15 protein-coding genes are annotated in these 18091 nt (G+C 68.3%); 6 read left to right on the top strand and 9 right to left on the bottom strand.

The features are described 5' to 3' along the window. Positions 1–5 precede the first annotated feature (5 nt). Both ACQPYM_RS19640 and ACQPYM_RS19635 read right to left on the bottom strand, forming a co-directional pair. Entirely contained in the window at positions 6–686 is a 681-nt protein-coding gene (locus ACQPYM_RS19640) for a dienelactone hydrolase family protein (protein WP_433022685.1), read from the bottom strand. 28 nt (positions 687–714) lie between these two features. Next, a complete protein-coding gene (locus ACQPYM_RS19635; RefSeq protein WP_433022683.1) occupies positions 715–1380 on the bottom strand; it encodes a hypothetical protein in 666 nt (221 codons plus the stop codon). Between the two features lie 179 nt (positions 1381–1559). Here ACQPYM_RS19635 and ACQPYM_RS19630 point away from each other — a divergent pair, with 179 nt between their 5' ends. From ACQPYM_RS19630 to ACQPYM_RS19615, 4 genes are all read left to right on the top strand, one after another. After that, complete coding sequence (locus tag ACQPYM_RS19630; protein ID WP_433022681.1) at positions 1560–2765, top strand: thiolase family protein; 1206 nt, start codon at positions 1560–1562, stop codon at positions 2763–2765. Beyond that, entirely contained in the window at positions 2762–4900 is a 2139-nt protein-coding gene (locus ACQPYM_RS19625; protein ID WP_433022679.1) for a 3-hydroxyacyl-CoA dehydrogenase NAD-binding domain-containing protein, read from the top strand. The genes ACQPYM_RS19630 and ACQPYM_RS19625 overlap by 4 nt, the downstream gene beginning before the upstream one ends. Before the next feature lie 151 nt (positions 4901–5051). Next, entirely contained in the window at positions 5052–5960 is a 909-nt protein-coding gene (locus ACQPYM_RS19620) for a DUF929 family protein (RefSeq protein WP_433022677.1), read from the top strand. 19 nt (positions 5961–5979) lie between these two features. Next, complete coding sequence (locus tag ACQPYM_RS19615; RefSeq protein ID WP_433022675.1) at positions 5980–6441, top strand: vitamin K epoxide reductase family protein; 462 nt, start codon at positions 5980–5982, stop codon at positions 6439–6441. On the opposite strand, the gene ACQPYM_RS19610 is transcribed toward ACQPYM_RS19615, so the two are convergent. From ACQPYM_RS19610 to dxs, 5 genes are all read right to left on the bottom strand, one after another. After that, on the bottom strand, positions 6438–7748 hold the full coding sequence (locus ACQPYM_RS19610) for a hypothetical protein (RefSeq protein ID WP_433022673.1): 1311 nt from the start codon (positions 7746–7748) through the stop codon (positions 6438–6440). The two genes, ACQPYM_RS19615 and ACQPYM_RS19610, sit on opposite strands and share 4 nt — an antisense overlap. Before the next feature lie 120 nt (positions 7749–7868). Further along, positions 7869–9350 (bottom strand): amino acid permease, encoded by a 1482-nt coding sequence (locus tag ACQPYM_RS19605; protein WP_433022671.1) that lies wholly within the window; start codon positions 9348–9350, stop codon positions 7869–7871. A gap of 72 nt (positions 9351–9422) precedes the next feature. Beyond that, positions 9423–10805 carry a hypothetical protein gene (locus tag ACQPYM_RS19600; protein ID WP_433022669.1) on the bottom strand — a complete coding sequence of 461 codons (1383 nt, stop codon included), beginning with the start codon at positions 10803–10805 and terminating at the stop codon, positions 9423–9425. Positions 10806–10952: 147 nt separating this feature from the next. Beyond that, a complete protein-coding gene (locus tag ACQPYM_RS19595) occupies positions 10953–12230 on the bottom strand; it encodes a hypothetical protein (RefSeq protein WP_433022667.1) in 1278 nt (425 codons plus the stop codon). 58 nt (positions 12231–12288) lie between these two features. Continuing rightward, positions 12289–14184 carry a 1-deoxy-D-xylulose-5-phosphate synthase gene (dxs, locus tag ACQPYM_RS19590; RefSeq protein WP_433022665.1) on the bottom strand — a complete coding sequence of 632 codons (1896 nt, stop codon included), beginning with the start codon at positions 14182–14184 and terminating at the stop codon, positions 12289–12291. Positions 14185–14376: 192 nt separating this feature from the next. Here dxs and ACQPYM_RS19585 point away from each other — a divergent pair, with 192 nt between their 5' ends. Beyond that, positions 14377–14889 carry a DUF402 domain-containing protein gene (locus ACQPYM_RS19585; RefSeq protein ID WP_433022663.1) on the top strand — a complete coding sequence of 171 codons (513 nt, stop codon included), beginning with the start codon at positions 14377–14379 and terminating at the stop codon, positions 14887–14889. 16 nt (positions 14890–14905) lie between these two features. On the opposite strand, the gene rfbB is transcribed toward ACQPYM_RS19585, so the two are convergent. After that, the gene (gene rfbB / locus ACQPYM_RS19580) at positions 14906–15901 is read right to left on the bottom strand and encodes a dTDP-glucose 4,6-dehydratase (protein WP_433022661.1); all 996 of its coding nucleotides are present in this window, start codon (positions 15899–15901) and stop codon (positions 14906–14908) included. A gap of 55 nt (positions 15902–15956) precedes the next feature. On the opposite strand from rfbB, the gene ACQPYM_RS19575 reads away from it, so the two are divergent. Next, positions 15957–16451, top strand: a complete 495-nt coding sequence (locus ACQPYM_RS19575; protein ID WP_433022659.1) for a DUF402 domain-containing protein — start codon at positions 15957–15959, stop codon at positions 16449–16451. Positions 16452–16466: 15 nt separating this feature from the next. Here the strand turns inward: ACQPYM_RS19575 and ACQPYM_RS19570 are convergent, their stop codons facing one another. Beyond that, entirely contained in the window at positions 16467–18029 is a 1563-nt protein-coding gene (locus ACQPYM_RS19570; protein WP_433022657.1) for a CocE/NonD family hydrolase, read from the bottom strand. Positions 18030–18091 lie beyond the last annotated feature (62 nt).

Below are 18091 nucleotides of genomic sequence, written 5' to 3'. Positions count from 1 at the left end.
AGTCCTCAATCGGTGGGGAGGTGGCGGGCCAGGAAGATCTCGGTACGGCTCCATGCGAGCGCTGACGCCTCGGCATGATGGAAGGCGGGCAGCGGGTTGTCGAAGGCGTGCCCGGCTCCGGGATAGCGGTAGATCTCGTTGTCGGGCCCCTCGACCGCAGCCGCGATCTGGTCGACCGTCTCGCGGCTCAGGTACTCGTCGGCGTCCCCGAAATGATGCAGGCTGACCGCGTCCACCTTCGGCGCAAGGCTGACCAGCTGTGGGAGGGCAGACCCGTAGTAGCTCACCAGCACATCCGCGGACGACTCGGCAGCCACGTTGAAGCCCAGTCCTCCACCGAAGCAGAAGCCGACAATCCCGACAGGTGTCTCACGACTGCGCAGATAATCCAGTACGGCGATCGAGTCGGACACCGCGGTCGCCCAGTCGAGCTGGCTGGTCAGAGCGATGGCCTGGTCGAGCAGGTCAGGTGCCGACTCGTCCAGCTCCGCGTTGTCCAGGCGCCAGTAGATCTCCGGCGCGACGACGTAGTACCCGAGGGTGGCCAGGTCCAAGGCTCGCTGCTGGATGTAGTCGGAGACGCCAAAGATCTCCTGAAGCAGCAACAAGCCCGGCCCGGATCCACCGGCGGGCTCCCACACATGCGTCGGGATCAGCCCCGAGCCGGTATCGATCTCCAAGGTCACACAGCGAGCCTAGTCGACCACCCAATGATCAGTGTTCCGCCTCCACGGATTCCCGTCGCACTGCGGGCGCAGGCGCGGGCATCCACGCCGTGCACTCGGCGATGGCCGCGCTGAGCAGGTTGTAGAGGCGCTCATCGGGGTCTGGCACGCAGGCCTGCGAGATGCCCTCCACTGCGCACGACACTGCCCGCGGAGCAGTCCGGCGCGCGAAGTCCGGCGTACCGCGGTGTGGTCGGGCTGTGAAGGTCCGTGCCCACTTGGCAGCCGCCGGCACTGAGTCCAGCGCCTCCTGGGCCTCCGGCCGCAGGCTGTCGAGCGGCCGGCCGTCCAGTGCGGCCAGGTTGCGCTCCCCCACCAGCAGGGCGACAGCGAGGATGTACTGGCGCTCCTGAGAGACCACCGGCAGCGCTTGCTCTACGCACACGGCCGTCACCCGCGGTACGACATGCGGGTCGTCCGGCGTCAGGCCGATCACCGACGGGATCAGCGGAGCGAGCCGGACCCGGCCGGCGTCCGTCGTACAGTCGTTGACGTCCCGGGCCACATTGGCCAGCAGTGGATGAGTACAGGCCGGGTGATCCGACCAGGGTTCGCCCGCGAGGTACGAAGCGAACTCCATGAAACAGGCGCCCTTGCGAGGATTGCGGTGTTTGCCCCTGGACAGAACCGGGACGGCAAGCTCGAGATTGTTCATTGCGACTCCTGAGACGACTCCCTTCCCTTCAGCATGCGCCGGATCCGCGCCACGCGCCACGGGTTACGCCAACTCGCGCCGCCTGTGAGCAGTGGCACAGGCGTGGCGGGTTGGGAGGAGGTGTTACCGACGGGTAGCCTAGGCCTGCTCCCACTCCTGATTCACAGAGGAGGGCCCTCGTGCCCCGTGAGATCCGCGATGTCGTTTTCGTCGACGGCGTTCGCACCCCGTTCGGAAACGGCAAGGCCACCGGCCTGTACGCCGAGACGCGCGCCGACGACCTGGTGATCAAGTGCATCCGGGAAATTCTCCGGCGCAACCCGTCGCTGCCGCCGGAGAAGGTGGAAGAGGTCGCCATCGCGGCCACCACCCAGATCGGCGACCAGGGCCTGACCATCGGCCGGACCGCGGCCCTGCTGGCCGGTCTGCCGAACACCACTCCCGGGTACTCCGTCGACCGGATGTGCGCCGGCGCCCTGACCGCCGTCACCACCCTCGCGTCCGGGATCGCCTTCGGCGCCCAGGACGTGGTGATCGCCGGTGGCGTCGAGCACATGGGCCGCCACCCGATGGGCGAGGGCGTCGACCCGAACCCGCGGATCATCTCCGAGAAGCTGGTCGACACCAGCGCGCTGGTGATGGGCTCCACCGCCGAGAACCTGCACGACCGGTTCCCCTCCATCACCAAGGAGCGCACCGACGCCTTCGCCGTCGCCTCCCAGGAGCGCGCGGCCAAGGCTTATGCGAACGACCTGATCCAGCCTGACCTGGTACCGATCGCGATCCGCTCGGCCGAGAAGGGCTGGGGGCTCGCCACCACCGACGAGCCGATGCGCCCGGGCACCACGATGGAGGACCTGGCCAAGCTGAAGACCCCGTTCCGTCCGCACGGCCGGATCACCGCGGGCAACTCGGCCGGTATCAACGACGGCGCCACCGCGGCGCTGCTCACCTCGGCCGAAGCGGCCGAGGAGCTCGGCCTGAAGCCGAAGATGAAGCTGGTCTCCTACGGCTTCGTCGGCGTCGAGCCCGAGGTGATGGGCTTCGGCCCGGTCCCGGCCACCGAGAAGGCGCTGAAGCTGGCCGGCCTGACCATCGACGACATCCAGGCCTTCGAGGTGAACGAGGCGTTCGCCGTCCAGGTGCTCGCCTTCCTCGAGCACTACGGCATCGCCGACGACGACCCGCGGGTCAACCCGTACGGCGGTGCGATCGCGTACGGTCACCCGCTCGCGTCGTCCGGCATCCGGCTGATGACCCAGCTGGCCAAGCAGTTCGAGCTCAAGCCCGAGGTCCGCTACGGCCTGACCACGATGTGCGTCGGCCTCGGCATGGGCGGCACCATCATCTGGGAGAACCCGAACTTCGAGGGGACAAAGGCATGAGCGAGCTGCAGGCTCTGATCGACGAGGCGCTCGCGATCGAGAACGACGAGTTGGTCACGCTTGCGCCGAGCCGCGACGTCGTGCTGCCGAACAAGGCCGGCACGATGGCGCTGATCACCCTCGACAACGGCCACGACCACACCAAGCCGAACACCTTCGGCCCCAAGGGTCTGGCCGAGCTGAACAAGGCGATCGACGCCGCGCTGGCGCGTGAGGACGTCGTCGCGATCGGCGTCACCGGCAAGCCGTTCATCCTGGCGGCGGGCGCGGACCTGAGCGGCGTACCGAAGCTGGCCGGCCGGGAGCAGGCGCTCAACCTCGGCAAGATCGGCCACGGCGTGATGCGCAAGCTGACCGACGGGGGCAAGCCGTCGTTCGCGTTCGTCAACGGCGTGGCGCTCGGCGGCGGGCTCGAGGTCGCGCTGCACGCGCAGTACCGGACGATCTCCGTCGCGGCCGGGATGATCTCGACGCCCGAGGTGTTCCTCGGTCTGCTGCCGGGCTGGGGCGGCAACTTCCTGCTGCCGAACCTGATCGGCGGGGACTTGGCCGTCAAGGTCGTCGTCGAGAACGCGCTGAACCAGAACAAGATGCTCAGCGGTCCCGAGGCGGTGAAGTTCGGCATCGGCGACGTCCTGCTGGACTCGGCCGACTTCCTCGAGCAGTCGCTGTTGTGGGCGAGCAAGGTGCTGACCGGTGAGATCACCGTCGAGCGGCCGGAGATCGACCGGGGCGAGGCGTGGGACGCAGCCGTTGCCCGAGGCAAGGGTTTTGCCGACCTCAAGGTGAGTGGCGCGGCGCCCGCGCCGTACCGGGCGCTGGAACTGATCGCGGCCGCCAAGGACAACGACCGCGATCGCGGTTTCGCCGCCGAGGACGAGGCGCTGGCCGACCTGATCATGAGCGAGGAGCTGCGCAGCGGCCTCTACGCCTTCGACCTGGTCAACAAGCGCGCCAAGCGCCCCGCAGGTGCGCCGGACAAGTCGCTCGCCCGCCCGGTCAGCAAGGTGGGCGTCGTCGGCGCCGGCCTGATGGCGGGTCAGCTGGCGCTGCTGTTCGTGCGCCGGCTCGAGGTGCCGGTGGTGCTCACCGACCTCGACCAGGAGCGGGTGGACCGCGGCGTCGGCTACGTGCACGGCGAGATCGACAAGCTGCTGGGCAAGGGCCGGATCCGTCCGGACAAGGCCAACCAGCTGAAGGCGCTCGTCACCGGCTCGGTGGATCGTGCGGTCTTCGCGGACGCCGACTTCGTGATCGAGGCGGTCTTCGAGGAACTGCAGCTGAAGAAGACGATCTTCGCCGACCTGGAGAAGATCATCCGGCCGGACGCGATCCTGGCGACCAACACCAGCTCGCTCTCCATCACCGAGATGGCCGCCGGTCTGCAGCACCCCGAGCGGGTCGTCGGGTTCCACTTCTTCAACCCGGTCGCGGTGCTGCCGCTGCTGGAGATCATCCGCGCCGACCAGACCGACGACGCCGCGCTGGCGACGGCGTTCGCGGTGGGCAAGAAGCTGAAGAAGTCCTGCGTGCTGGTGAAGGACGCGCCGGCCTTCGTGGTGAACCGGCTGCTGACCCGCTTCCTGGGTGAGGTCAGCGCGGCGGTCGACGAGGGCACGCCGATTCCCGAGGCGGACAAGGCGTTGTCGGCCCTCGGGTTGCCGATGCCGCCGTTCGTCCTGCTGCAGCTGGTCGGCCTGCCGGTCGCGCTGCACGTCGCCGAGACGATGAACCGCGCCTACCCGGAGCGGTTCGCGGTGTCCGCGAACCTCGCCAAGGTCGTTGCCGCCGGCAAGAGTTCCTTCTACGTCTGGAGCGCCGAGGGCAAGCCGTCGGTCGACCCGGAGGTCGAGGCCCTCGTCACGGTCGGCGACCAGCCCTCCACCGCTGAGGAGCTGCGCACCCGGGTGCTGACCGCGCTCGCCGAGGAGATCCAGATCATGCTCGACGAGGGCGTGGTCGCGGAAGCCCAGGACATCGACCTGTGCCTGCTGCTCGGCGCGGGCTGGCCGTTCCACCTCGGCGGCATCACCCCGTACCTGGACCGCAGCGGCATCGCCGAAAAGGTCAACGGCAAGCCCTTTCTCCCGGAGGGACTAGCCAGCCTTCCCAAGGGCCTGGCCGGCCTCGCCTAACCGCAGGGCACTCTGATCCGCTGGGGGTCGGTCCGGCGCCGGAAGCCCGGTCCGGCCCCCAGCAAACCTTCTTCTGTTCGCAACACACCGGGCGGAACTTCCGTCCGGGGTGACCAGTTGTCCCTGGTGGACGTGACGAACTGGGGAGAACATGAGCAAGCATGCGGAACAGAAGTCTCAGGCTCGCGAGAAGGCGGCGGCGTTGCATGCCACGCAGTTGCGGGCTGAGCGTCGCCGGCGACTGCTGCTGGCCGTAGGGGCTGTTGCGGTGGTCCTCGTCGTCATCGGCGGGCTGGTCGCCGTGCGACTCGCCGGCGGTGGCAAGAAGGAGACCGCTGCCGAGCCGTCCGGGTCGGCCGACAGCAACCTGATCTCCACGCTGGCGAGTATCCCGGCCGAGACCTTCGCGGCCGTCGGCAGCGACGGAGTACAGGCTGCGCCGGCAGCCATCACCGCTCCGCACCTGCTCTCCCCCGACGGCAAACCCAAGGTCCTGTACGTCGGCGCCGAGTTCTGCCCGTACTGCGCCGCGGAGCGCTGGCCCGTCACGGTCGCGCTGTCCCGGTTCGGCACCTTCAGCAACCTCGGCACGACCCACTCGGCGGCTGCCGACGTCTACCCCAACACCGCATCGCTCTCGTTCCACGGCTCGACCTACACCAGCAAGTACCTCGCCTTCACCGGGGTCGAAACGACCACCAACGAAGAGGTCAACGGCCGGTACGCCCCGCTGGACAAGCTGACGCCGGAGGATCAGAAGACCTTCGACACGTTCAACCAGCCGCCGTACGTGAAGAGCTCGGGGTCGATCCCGTTCGTCGACCTGGGCGGGCAGTTCGCCAACGCCGGCGCGACGTTCACCCCCGAGGTGCTGGCCGGCAAGACCCAGAGCGAGATCGCGAACGCCCTCAAGGACCCGGCGAACCCGATCGCGCAGGCCATCGACGGCTCGGCGAACGTCTACACCGCCGCCCTGTGCCAGCTCACCAAGAACCAGCCGGCGGCCGTGTGTTCGACGGACGCGGTCAAGACGGCCGCCGGCAAACTCGGGCGGAGCTGACCAAGTGAGGGCTGACCAAGTGAGCGAGACCGCCACCCGCAAACCGCTTGGCTGGCTGCCCTGGACGACGTTGGTCCTGTCCGTCGCCGGGGTCGTCGTCGCGGCGTACCTGACCTATGAGCACTTCACGGCGGGCACGACCCTCGCCTGCCCCAACACCGGCGTGGTCAACTGCGGCAAGGTGATCAGCAGCGAGTACTCGAAGCTCCTCGGCATCCCGGTCGCGCTGCTCGGGCTCGGGTTCTTCGCCGCGATGACCGTGCTTTCCCTGCCGCCGCTCTGGCGTACGACGTCGCCGTGGCCCAGCTGGCTTCGGCTGGCCGCGGTTGCCGCCGGAGTCGTCTTCGTCCTCTACCTGATCTGGGCGGAGCTGTTCCAGATCGACGCCATCTGCCTGTGGTGCACGGTCGTGCACGCGCTCACCATCGTGCTGTTCGGCCTGGTCGTCGTCCGCCAGGCGCTGCCGCCGATCGAGGACTAGGACCTGAACTTCTTCACCGCCGCCACCAGCTGGGCCGGCGTCTTCCCCGTGTGTTTCTTGACGATCGCGGCGTACGACGACGGCCCGGTGTTGTGCAGCGCGAGATCGGTGTAGAGCGCCGCCATCCCCTTCACACCCTCGGTCGACACCAGGTACTCCGCCGCCCACCAGGACTGCCCGTACGACCGGTCCCCGTTCGCGTCGAACTCCGCGTCGCCGGGCAGCACCTTCATCGACGCCAGGTACTTCGACCGGACCGTCTTTCGATACGGATCGACGGTCCACCGTGGGTCGTCCTCGATCGACCGACAGCGCACGTACTCAGCGACGCCCTCGACCAGCCAGACCGGCGCCCGCACGCCGATCGGCACGGTCGCGACATGCGTCATCTCGTGCACCAGCAGGTCCTCTTCCAGATCCTTGCGCACGGCCGGGTTGATCACGATCCGGCTGCCGACGGGAGCCGCGGTCTGCGTGGTCAGCGGCTCACCGTCGTACAGGGTGACCGCCTTCGCCGCGATGGTCCAGCCTTTGCCCGTGCCGGTCGTCCAGAGCAGCGACATCACCCGGGGCTCGGACATCGCCACCACCATCACCGCGCCGTTCCAGGGTCGCGGCCAGTGCCGGCGTACGGCGCCAACCGCGGTTTGGGACACCCCGGCGATCTTCTGGCCGAGCGCGGCCTCGGTCTTGTCCACCACCACGACCACCCGGCCGCGACGGAGCACGGTGATCGGCTGGAAGTCCCAGGGCTGGCGGTGCCCGTCCTCACTCAGTGTCTCCTCGATCGCGTCGTCCGCGACCAGGATCCAGCGGCCGGCCCGGGCCACGAACGTGTAGCCGAGATCGGTCTGCACCGGCCGGGGATCGAGCTCGGACAGCTGGTAGCGCATCATCACCCGGGTGGAGAAGGCGGTCTTGCCGAACTTCTCCTCCATCGTCGGCGCCAGCCGCTCGTCGGCCACGAAGTACCGCAGCGTGGTGAACCGGAACTGCCGGAGGTTGCCGAACAACACCCGCTGCTCGGCCACGAACTTCGGCTGCTGCGGGTCGACCGAGGCCAGGAACCCTTTGAGATCACCGCGCAGTACCGCCGTCGCCCGCGTGGCCAGGATCGCGTCGAGCGCCGCCTTGCGCGCCTTCGGCGAAGCTTCCTGCGCCTGAGCCCGGGCGGCCCCCTCGACCGCGGACGCCGACCCACCGGGTGCGGTGCCGTCGTCCCACCTGGTCGCGACAACAGTCCCCGTGGCTGCCGCCAGCACAAGCGCAGCCGCGCCCGCCAGAAGGCGCCCCCGCTGCATCACCATGTCCTGCTCCTTGCCCACCCCGGTCCTGGCCGGACGGATACTACCCGCCAAATCGCCTGATGGGAGGGCGTTGTGCAGGACAGCTTCGGAGGCGCCTTCGCGATTGCGCTGGTCCGGGTTCTACGCCGAGGTGCTCTCGCCCGTGCGCTCGGTGTGGCCGACCCGGCTCTTGCGGTAGCCGTAGACGAAGTAGATGGCGAAGCCGAGGGCCATCCAGATGCCGAACCGCAGCCAGGTCTCCAGGGTCAGGTTCAGCATCAGGTAGATGCAGATCGCCGCGGCCAGCAGCGGCACCACCGGGTTGCCGGGCACCCGGAACGAGCGCGGAACGTCCGGCCGGCTGCGACGCAGCAACGGAACCGCGATCGCGACCATGGTGAACGCGGCCAGCGTGCCGATGTTCACCATCTCCTCCAGCTTGCCGATCGGGGTCAGCCCGGCCACCAGGGCGACCAACACGCCGATGCCGATCGTCAGCCGGTACGGCGTACCGAACTTCGCGTGCGTCTTGCCGATCTTGGCCGGCACCAGGTGGTCGCGGCTCATCGCGAACAGCACCCGCGCGGCGCCGATCATCAGTGTCAGCACGACGGTGGTCAGACCGGCCACCGCACCGGCGGAGATCAGCGTCGCGAAGCCGGGCCGGCCGACCGAGCGGAACGCCTCCGCCAGCGCGGCCTCACTGTGGATGTCGGTGTACTTGACCATGCCGGTGATCACGATGCAGACCAGCACGTAGAGCACCGTGCAGATCGCCAGCGACCCGATGATGCCGCGGGGCAGGTCGCGCTGCGGGTTCTTGGCCTCCTCCGCGGTCGTCGCGACCACGTCGAAGCCGATGAACGCGAAGAACACCAGCGACGCACCGGACACCAGGCCCATCACCCCGAAGGTCGACGGCGCGATCCCGAACAGCGCCTGGAACAACGGGGTGGTGATCGTCACCTCACCGGTCTCGGTCGGCACACCCGGCGGGATGAACGGGGTCAGGTTCGAGCCCTTGATGTAGAACAGCCCGGCGATGATCACGAACAGCACCACGAACAGCTTCACCGCGACCAGCACCAGGTTGACCCGCAGCGACTCCTTGATGCCGATCGTCGCCAGCGTCGCCAGCACGAGCACCAGCAGCATCGCCAGCACGTTCACGTCGCTGTCCGGCCCGATCGACTCCGGCCAGCCGAGCCCGATCTGTTCCAGGAACAACGCGGCGTACGACGACCAGCCCTGCGCCACCACACTTGCTCCGAGCATCAACTCGAGCAGCAGGTCCCAGCCGATGATCCAGGCGAAGATCTCGCCGAGGGAGAAGTACGAGAACGTGTACGCCGAACCCGACACCGGCACCGTCGACGAGAACTCCGCGTAACACAACGCCGCCAGGGCGCAACAGATCGCCGCCAGCACGAACGACAACGCGATGCCCGGACCCGCGTAGGCCTTGGCGGCCCGGCCGGTCAGGGTGAAGATCCCGGCGCCGATGATGACGCCGATGCCGAAGACGGTGAGGTCAAGGGCGGTGAGGCGTTTCTTGAGCTGGTACTCCGGCTCGTCGGTGTCCGCGATCGACTGCTCGATCGTCTTCGTTCGCAACAGACTCATCTGTACGCCTCCTCGTACTCGGACGGAACGCTCCGAGCCTGCCCGCCTGACGGCACGAGGTCAAACCGCCACTCAGCGTTGCGGGACGTACTCCTTGAGGTAGATCCACAGCGTCGCTTCGGTGAATCCGGTGCGGGTCAACAGGATCCGGTCGCGCGCGGCCTGGTCGGTTCCGTGCCGGGCCAGATCCTCGTACAGGTCCGCGACGGCGGTCAGCCCGAGCCGCTTCACCAGGAAGCGGACGGCCAGCCAGCTCACGCCGTACACGTCGGCGCTGCTCTGGTAGAAGCCGGCATCCGAGGGCAGGGCGGTGAGCTGCGGCAGCGCCTCGTCGATGACTTCCTGCTCCCACTTCGCGACCTCGCCCGGTCCGCTGATCGCTTCGATGCCGCGCCACGAGACGTACTCCGCGGCGCCCTCGGCCAGCCACAACGGCTCGTAGCCGCCGAGGTCCGCGGTCGCCACATGGGTGATCTCGTGCGACAGCAGGATCTCGTCGACGCGCTCGCGTTCCTTCGGGTTGATCACGATGTAGGCGCCGGCCACGGTACCGTCGGCGGTGTCCTGACCGGGCAGCGACGAGAAGGTCGACCCGGCGCTGGCGGCCGACTCGATGTCCTCGTCGGCGAACCGCGCGTCCCGGACCTCGGTGTCGTCCAGCGCCGCGATCAGCACCGAACCACGCCACTTGCGCGGCCAGTAGGCGGTGACCTCGGTCAGCGCTTCCTTCGCCTCCTCGACGATCGCGCGGCCGCTCCTGGTGTCGCCCTTGTTGACCAGCACGAGCACCCGCGGCGCCCGATGCACCTCGAACCGGCCGAGGTCCCAGGGCTCCTGGTGCGCGCCCGGACCGAGATCCTCGTCCAGGTCGTTGTCGTCGGCCATCACCCAGCGACCGGCACGCTGCACGAAGGTGTAGCCGAGCTCGGTGGTCACCGGCGTCATGTCGACGCCCGGGATCTGGTAGCGCATCAGCACCCGCACCAGGTACGCCGAGGAGCCGTGCTCGCGGACCGCGGCCTGGTCGAACCGCTCCTCGGCCTGGCTGTAGCCGATCTCCTGCAGGCTGAGCTCGACCAGGTTGGCGAACAGCACCTTCTGCGCCTGCCGAAGCTTCTTGTTCGCCGGATCGACGTCCTGCAAGAACATCCGCTCGTCGACGATCCGCACAGCCTTCGCCCTGCGCAGCAGAATCGTGTCGACAGCCATCCGCCGGGCAGCCACCGCGGCAGCCGTCTTCGAAGGCGGCTTGGTCCCCTGGTTCGGCTGGCTCACCGGCGGCGTGGTCAAGGGCGCGACAGGCCTGGCCCGGGCATCCCGCTCACGGTCCTCGACCGCGTAGACAACCCCGGCCGAGACCACGGCCACGGCAATCAGCAGGCCCAGCCAGCGGCGGGGCCCGTGGGGCGAAACCTCAGCGCCGGGCGGGGCGGCGCTAGGTGGTGTCGAACTCACGTCGGGTCGATTCCTCCGGTCCGCCCGTCTGTCACAGCCCGGCTACCCTACTCGCTCCAGCCAGATCCACCACCGACACGCCGTACAGACCTCCTGACGTACTGCAACAAATGCCCCGCGGGTCCGGTGGGAGCGACACTTCTCAGGTTAGGCCGCCGCGCGGAGGGCTTGGAAGAGGGCTTTTTCGGTGAGGCCGAGGTGTTCGAGCATGATGCGGTTGCGTTCGGCCTGGGTCGAGCCGAGGGCGGCCAGTTCCTGGTAGAGCGTGCCGACCTCGATGCCGCCGTACTTGGTGAACAAGTAGTCGACGGCCAGCCAGGACAGCGGGTACGAACTGCCCGAGTTCTTGAAGAACACCTCGTCGGCCGGCAACGCCTTCGCCTTCGCGAGGTACAGCGACCTGACCTCCACGCGGTACTTGTCGAGGGCAAGATCCTTGGCGCCGTCCATCGGCAGGAACTCGACGTACGTCGCCGCCCCCTCCACCAGCCAGCGCGGCGCATAGGCCCCGTACGACGCGCTGGCGACGTGCGTGAACTCGTGAGCCAGCGTGCGCGCGTCCACCTTGGCCCGGTTGCGCGGGTTGATCACGACGTACGAGTCGGCCCGCTCTCCCATCGCCGTCTTCTCGCCCGGCAACGTCCGGTAGACCCAGGTCGCCATCGCCAACGCGTCCTCGGCGTTCTTCGGCACTGTGTAGTCGGCGCCCCGGACCACCTTGTCGTCCAGCGCGATCACCACCCCGGAGCCGGTCCAGCCACCCGGCCAACTCCTACTGACAGCCTTTACTGCGCTGACCGCCTTGGTGGCCAGCGCGCCGGCGAGCTTCGCCTGGTCGCGCTCGACCACGATCAGGACTCGTGGCGCCCGCTTCACCAGCACCTCGCCGAGATCCCAGGCCTCTTGGTGGGAGCCGCGCGGAAGCAGATGATCCATGTCCGAGTCCGAAACCAGCAACCAGCTGCCGTCGGTCTTCTGCGTGAAGGTGTAGCCGAGCATCGTCCGGACCGGCTGGGGGTCGATCCCGGTGATCTGGTACGTCATCGCCACCCCGACCAGGTACGTCGACGGGCCGTACTTGTCGACCAGCCGCTGGTCGAACTGTTCCCTGAGCTGGTCGAAGCGCAGGCTCTGGAAGCCGAACTGCTGAAGGTTCGCGAACAGCATCTTCTGCCGGGCGACCAGCTTCTTGTTCGCGGTATCGACGTCGCGCAGGAACTCGGCCGGATCGTTCTCGCGGACCGCCTGGGCACGGCGTACCAGCACCTTGTTCACGCCGGCCGCACGAGCCGTCTCGTCGACCTCCGCCGGGCCGGTCGTCCGCGGCGTGGTGACGCCTGTCTGTCCGGCCGTGCCCGCACCGGACCGGTGCAGGGCAAGACCACCGGCGACAGCACCGGCGACCAGGACCAGCGACAGCAGCACCGGCCAGAGCCGATACCGCCGGGGAGCCGCGGAGTGACGCCCCCTCGCCGGTCCCCCGTCAGGCGCCGCCCGGCCTGCCGCTCGCTGTGTCTGACTCACTGCTGATCGCGTCCCCTTGATGCTTGGCGATCATCTCGATCACGTCCCGGGCCAGCCCTTGACCGGTCAGGCCGATCTGCTGCAGGACCGCGTCGCGCTTGGCGTGCTCGAGGAACTCCTGCGGGATGCCGAAGTCGCGGACCGGGGTGGTGACACCGGCGTCGCGCAGCGCCTGGGAGATCGCGGCGCCACAGCCACCGGCCCGGCCGTTGTCCTCGATCGTGACGACGAACTTGTGCTTGCCGGCCAGCTCGATCAGCTTCGGATCGACCGGCTTGACCCAGCGCGGGTCGACCACGGTGACGCCGAATCCCTGTGCCTGCAGGCGTCCGGCCACGTCCACCGCGGTCGCGGCCATCGAGCCGATCCCGATCAGCAGGACGTCGGTACCGGTCCGGACCAGCACGTCGCACCCGCCGACGCGGTCGATCGCGTCGATGTCGGGGAACACCTCACCCTTCGCGTACCGCAGTACGGTCGGGGCGTCGTCGACCTGGATGGCCTCGTTCAGCAGCTCGATCACGCGGGCGCCGTCGCGCGGCGCGGCCAGCCGGAGCCCCGGCACGACCTGCAGCAGCGACATGTCCCACATGCCGTTGTGGCTCGCGCCGTCGTCACCGGTGACACCGGCCCGGTCGAGCACGAAGGTGACACCGCACTTGTGCAGCGCGACATCGAGCAGCAACTGGTCGAAGGCACGGTTGAGGAAGGTCGCGTACAGGCCGACCACCGGGTGCAGCCCGCCCATCGCGAGGCCGGCGGCGCTGGTGACCGCGTGCTGCTCGGCGATGCCGACGTCGAAGATGCGGTCGGGGAACTCCTGCGCGAACGCGGCCAGGCCGGTCGGGTGCAGCATCGCGGCGGTGATCGCGACCACGTCCGGCCGGCGGTGCCCGATCTGGACGAGCTCCTCGGCGAACACGTCGGTCCAGCCGCGCGGCTTGTTCTTCGGCCGGACCTGGTGGAAGTTGTCCTCCTCGTCCTGCTCGGCAGCGGCGTACCCGAAGCCCTTCTGGGTGACCGCGTGCACGATCACCGGGCCGCCGAACGCCTTCGCCTTGGTGAGCGCGTCCTCCATCGCCTCCCGGTCGTGACCGTCCACCGGGCCGACGTACTTGAGGCCGAGGTCCTCGAACATTCCCTGCGGGGCGAGCACGTCCTTGAGGCCCTTCTTCACCCCGTGCAGCACCTCGTACATCGGCGGGCCGACGTACGGCGTCCGGCCGAGGTTCTTCTTGACCAGGTCGAGGATCTTCTCGTACCGCGGATTGACCCGCAGGCTGGTCAGGTGGGTGGCCAGCCCGCCGACGGTCGGGCTGTAGGAGCGGCCGTTGTCGTTGACGATGATGACGAGCTTGAGGTCCTTGGCCGCGGCGATGTTGTTGAGCGCCTCCCAGGCCATCCCGCCGGTCAGGCCACCGTCGCCGATCAGCGCGACGACATGGCGGTCCTCGCCGCGCAGCCGGTACGCCTTGGCCAGCCCGTCGGCGTACGACAGCGAGGTCGACGCGTGGCTGTTCTCGACGATGTCGTGCTCGGACTCGGCCTGGCTCGGGTACCCCGAGAGGCCACCCTCCTGGCGCAGGGAGCCGAACTCGGCCGCCCGGCCGGTGAGCAGCTTGTGGACGTACGTCTGGTGCCCGGTGTCGTAGATCAGCCGGTCCCGCGGCGAGTCGAACGCGCGGTGCATGGCCAGCGTGATCTCGACCATGCCCAGGTTCGGCCCGAGATGGCCACCGGTCCGCGACACGGTCTCGACCAGTACGTCGCGGATCTCCGACGCCAGCTCACGCAACTGGGACTCGGTCATCCGTTTGAGGTCCGCCGGCCCTCCGACCGTCTCCAGCACGCCCATCGAGCTCCTCCGCAGGTTGTCCTCGAACGCTTGAGTCTATGCACGGACAGCGACGAAACCGAACCCGGCAGCCGTCACGATGCGTTTCTCACACTCCAGCACGCTCCCGGGAGCGCCTTGCTCGCTTGTGATGTCGGCCTCACCTAATGTGATCGGTATGGACCCAGACCGGGGCGGTGGGGTGGGAGAAGTATGGACACAGTGAGGACCCTGTTCTGCAAGTACGACGGGACGCCGCACCGTCTGCTGGAGTCCATCAACCTCGGTGAGGACGACCACGGCCTCTGGGTCGGCTCCCTCCCCGGCTCGAGAGGCCAGCGCGCCGACGGCACCTGGGTCACCATCGACCACCACCGAGTCCGCCTCTACCCACGCGGCCAGTGGTGGAGCGCCCTCTTCAACGACGAGCCTCACCTCACCCGCATCTACTGCGACATCACCATGCCCCCGGTCTTCGGCGTCGACTCGGTCACGGCGGTCGACCTGGACCTCGACGTCCGCCTGCTCCGAGACGGCACCATCAAGGTGATGGACGAAGACGAGTTCCTGATCCACCAGAAGCTCTACAACTACCCACCCCAGGTAGTAGCCACCGCCCAAGCCACCTGCGCCTGGGTAGTAGCCAACATCGCGGTCTCCGAACCCTTCACCACGACGTACCAGACCTACCTGGAGAAGCTTCGCTCGCTCCCCACCACCCAGTGAGTACGGCGGCGGTGGGTCAGCGGCCGAGGAGTTTGTATTTGGCTTCTGTGGTGGATTTGGAGGGTTTCCACCAGGTGGGGTTTTCGCGGTACCAGGTGATGGTGGCGGTCAGGCCGGTGTCGAAGTCGTAGCTGGGGTGCCAGCCGAGTTCGGTGCGGAGTTTGGTGGTGTTGTTGGAGTAGCGCAGGTCGTGGCCGGGGCGGTCGGGGACGTGGTCGTAGGCGTCGGCGGGGTGGCCCATCAGGGTGAGGATCTTCTCGATGATCTGCCGGTTGCTGCGTTCGTCGCCCGAACCGATCAGGTAGGTCTCGCCGATCCGGCCGGCCGCCATGATGCGGTGCACCGCCTCGTTGTGGTCGTCGACGTGGGTCCATTCGCGGACGTTGTCGCCGGCGCCGTACAGCTTGGGTCTGTCGCCGAGCAGCACGTTGGTGATCTGGCGTGGGATGAGTTTCTCGACGTGCTGGTACGGGCCGTAGTTGTTGGCGCAGTTGGAGATGGTGGCCTGTACGCCGTACGAGCGGACCCAGGCGCGGACCAGCAGGTCGGAGCTCGCCTTGCTGGCGGAGTACGGGCTGGACGGGTCGTACGCCGTCTCCTCGGTGAACTGTTCGTCCGAGTCGAGCGGGAGGTCGCCGAAGACCTCGTCGGTGGAGATGTGGTGCAGGCGCTTGTCGTACCGGCGTACGGCTTCCAGCAGCGTGAAGGTGCCGAGGATGTTGGTGCGGACGAACGGGGACGGGTCGTTCAGCGAGTTGTCGACGTGCGACTCCGCCGCGAAGTGCACGACCACGTCGGTGGCCTGGACCAATCCGTCGATCAGCGGCGCGTCGCAGATGTCGCCGTGGACGAAGGTGATCCGGTCCGACACCGGATCGAGGTTGCGCTGGCTCCCGGCGTACGTGAGCGCGTCGAGCACGGTGACCGCAACCTCAGGAAACCTCCGCACGGTGTCGTGCACGAAGTTCGACCCGATGAATCCGGCGCCGCCGGTGACCAGCATCCGCTGCATGCCGGTCACGATATTCCAGCCTCGGCGTGACCGGTCGCACCGGTACGGTGACCGCATGCGGAACGTCCGGGTGGTCTATCGCAAGTACGACGAGAAGCTCCACTGGCACCAGTGGATGCGCTACCTCGGCGAGGACCAGTACGGCGTCTGGCTGGGTGCCCCGCCGAACTCGGTGTCCCAGCGCGGCGACGAGCCGGTGGTGACGCAGGAGCAGGCCCACGTCCAGCTGTTCCCGCGGGACGGCTGGTTCACCGCGCTCTTCAACGACGAGCCGCGCTCGACCGAGGTCTACATCGACGTGACCACACCGGTCGAGTTCGGCGACGACCTGTTCACGATGATCGACCTCGACCTGGACGTCGTCCGCAAGCGCGACGGCTCGATCTACGTCGACGACGAGGACGAGTTCGCCGAGCACCAGGTCAAGTACGGCTACCCGGCCGACGTGATCGACCGGGCCCAGGCCACCGCGGACTGGCTGGTCACCGCGGTGGTCACCGAGGAGCCGTTCCTGACCGTCTTCAAGACCTACCTCGACAAGGTCCGCTGAGCAGAGCCCTCGACGTCAGCGGACCTGATGGACGCGCACCGTCACGTCGTCCAGGCGTAGCGGGTTCGGCACCCGGCCGTTCTGGCCGGCGAACATGTCGGCGACCGGCGAGACGGTGAGGAACAGCGACTTCCCCGCCGGGACGTCGACCGCGATGCCCGGTAGGTCGACCGTCCGCTTCGCGCCGCGAACGACGCGCGGTTCACGCAGCGGCATCGTGTTGTTCTGGATGATCTTCGCGTCGAGCGGAGTCGTGCCGACGCTGAGCGCGAAGAAGGCACCCGCATCCGGCAGCAGGCTGCTGACCCGGGCCTTGAGCCGAGGCACTCCGGCAACAGTGATCGGCCCCTTAGCCAGCACCGTCGACACCGGCACCGCGGTACTGATCCGGCCCAGCCGGTACTGCGTGTTCGCGATCAAGTGTCGTTGCGTCAGGCAACGACCATCGGCGGTGGCCAGGTGGTAGCTGCCGAAGCCGCGCAGGCCGGTCTGCACGCCCTTGAGGTTGAGCGCCATGAACCGCTGCGCCAGCGCCCCGAACGACGGGCTGCCGAGCGCGATCGAGCACGGGTCGCCGGGAGTCACGAAGCCGGGCGGAACAACGCTCGGAAGGGTGTGGCCGCCGTTGTAGCCGACGAGGAGTGACTTGGCCCGGGCCCGCCGCGTCAGCGCCAGGTCGAAGTTCTTCAGACCCTGGTTGAGGTTGAACAAGTTGTCCGGCAGGCCCTGCCCGATCAGGACAGGGATGTCGAGCTTGCGGCCCTGCCGGACATGCCAGGCCGGGCCGTTCTTGGCGAAGAAGGCGTCGAGGTCGCGACCGGCCTGTCCGCTCGGCCACTGGCCGGTGGTGACCAGCCCGACGAACGCCGCCGCCACGGCCGGCGGGAGGTTCTTGCCACCGCCGGCGAACAGGATCGACAGCCACATCGTCCGGGCCGCCTCGTCCGGCGCGAGGCTCTCCTTGAGGTCCCACCAGGTGACCTCGGGCGCCAGCGCGTCGAACCGGGTCCGGCCCTTGTCGCGCAGTTCGGTGAACGCGCCGGCGAACTGGAAGCCGCCGCCGTACGAGCCGCCGATCGCGCCGATCAGCGGGTCACCCGGGCGCTGCTTGGTGACCCAGTCGAGGGCGGCGATCAGATCGACCAGCTTGATCACGTCGCGGCCTTCGAGATCCGGGTTCATCACGTGCGCGACCCCGGTCGACTCGCCGAAACTCCGCTGGTCGAAGCTCAGTACGCCGTACCCGGCGTCGAGCCACGACTTGAAGGCGGCGGGGTCCTTGGTGCGGCTCCCACCCCAGCCGTGGCTGTGGATGATCAGCGGCACGGTCTTGGCCGCCGACGCTCCGGCCGGCTGGAAGAGCGAGTAGCAGATTCGCACCGGCGTCGTCGTACCCGGCTCGGGCACGCTGGCCACGCAGGCATTGGTGGTGGCGACCGTGGCCGCCTGAGCGGTGGCGTTCGTGGTGCTGACGGTGTCGGCGTGAGCCGTGGCCGGCACCAGCGCCGGGGTGACGAGGGCAAGGACAGTGACCAGACGGGCGGCAGTACGGCGGCGCATGTGACCCCCAGTGAGCACGGTATTCCGGTGCGGACACGCTAGATCATCGGGGACGGCTCGAAAAGATCGAGTGCTCCGCT

Source organism: Kribbella sp. CA-294648 (assembly GCF_050943845.1).
Taxonomy (GTDB): Bacteria; Actinomycetota; Actinomycetes; order Propionibacteriales; family Kribbellaceae; genus Kribbella.
Note: the sequence above shows the minus strand (reverse complement) of the source record. Positions and strands in the feature narration are given on the sequence as shown.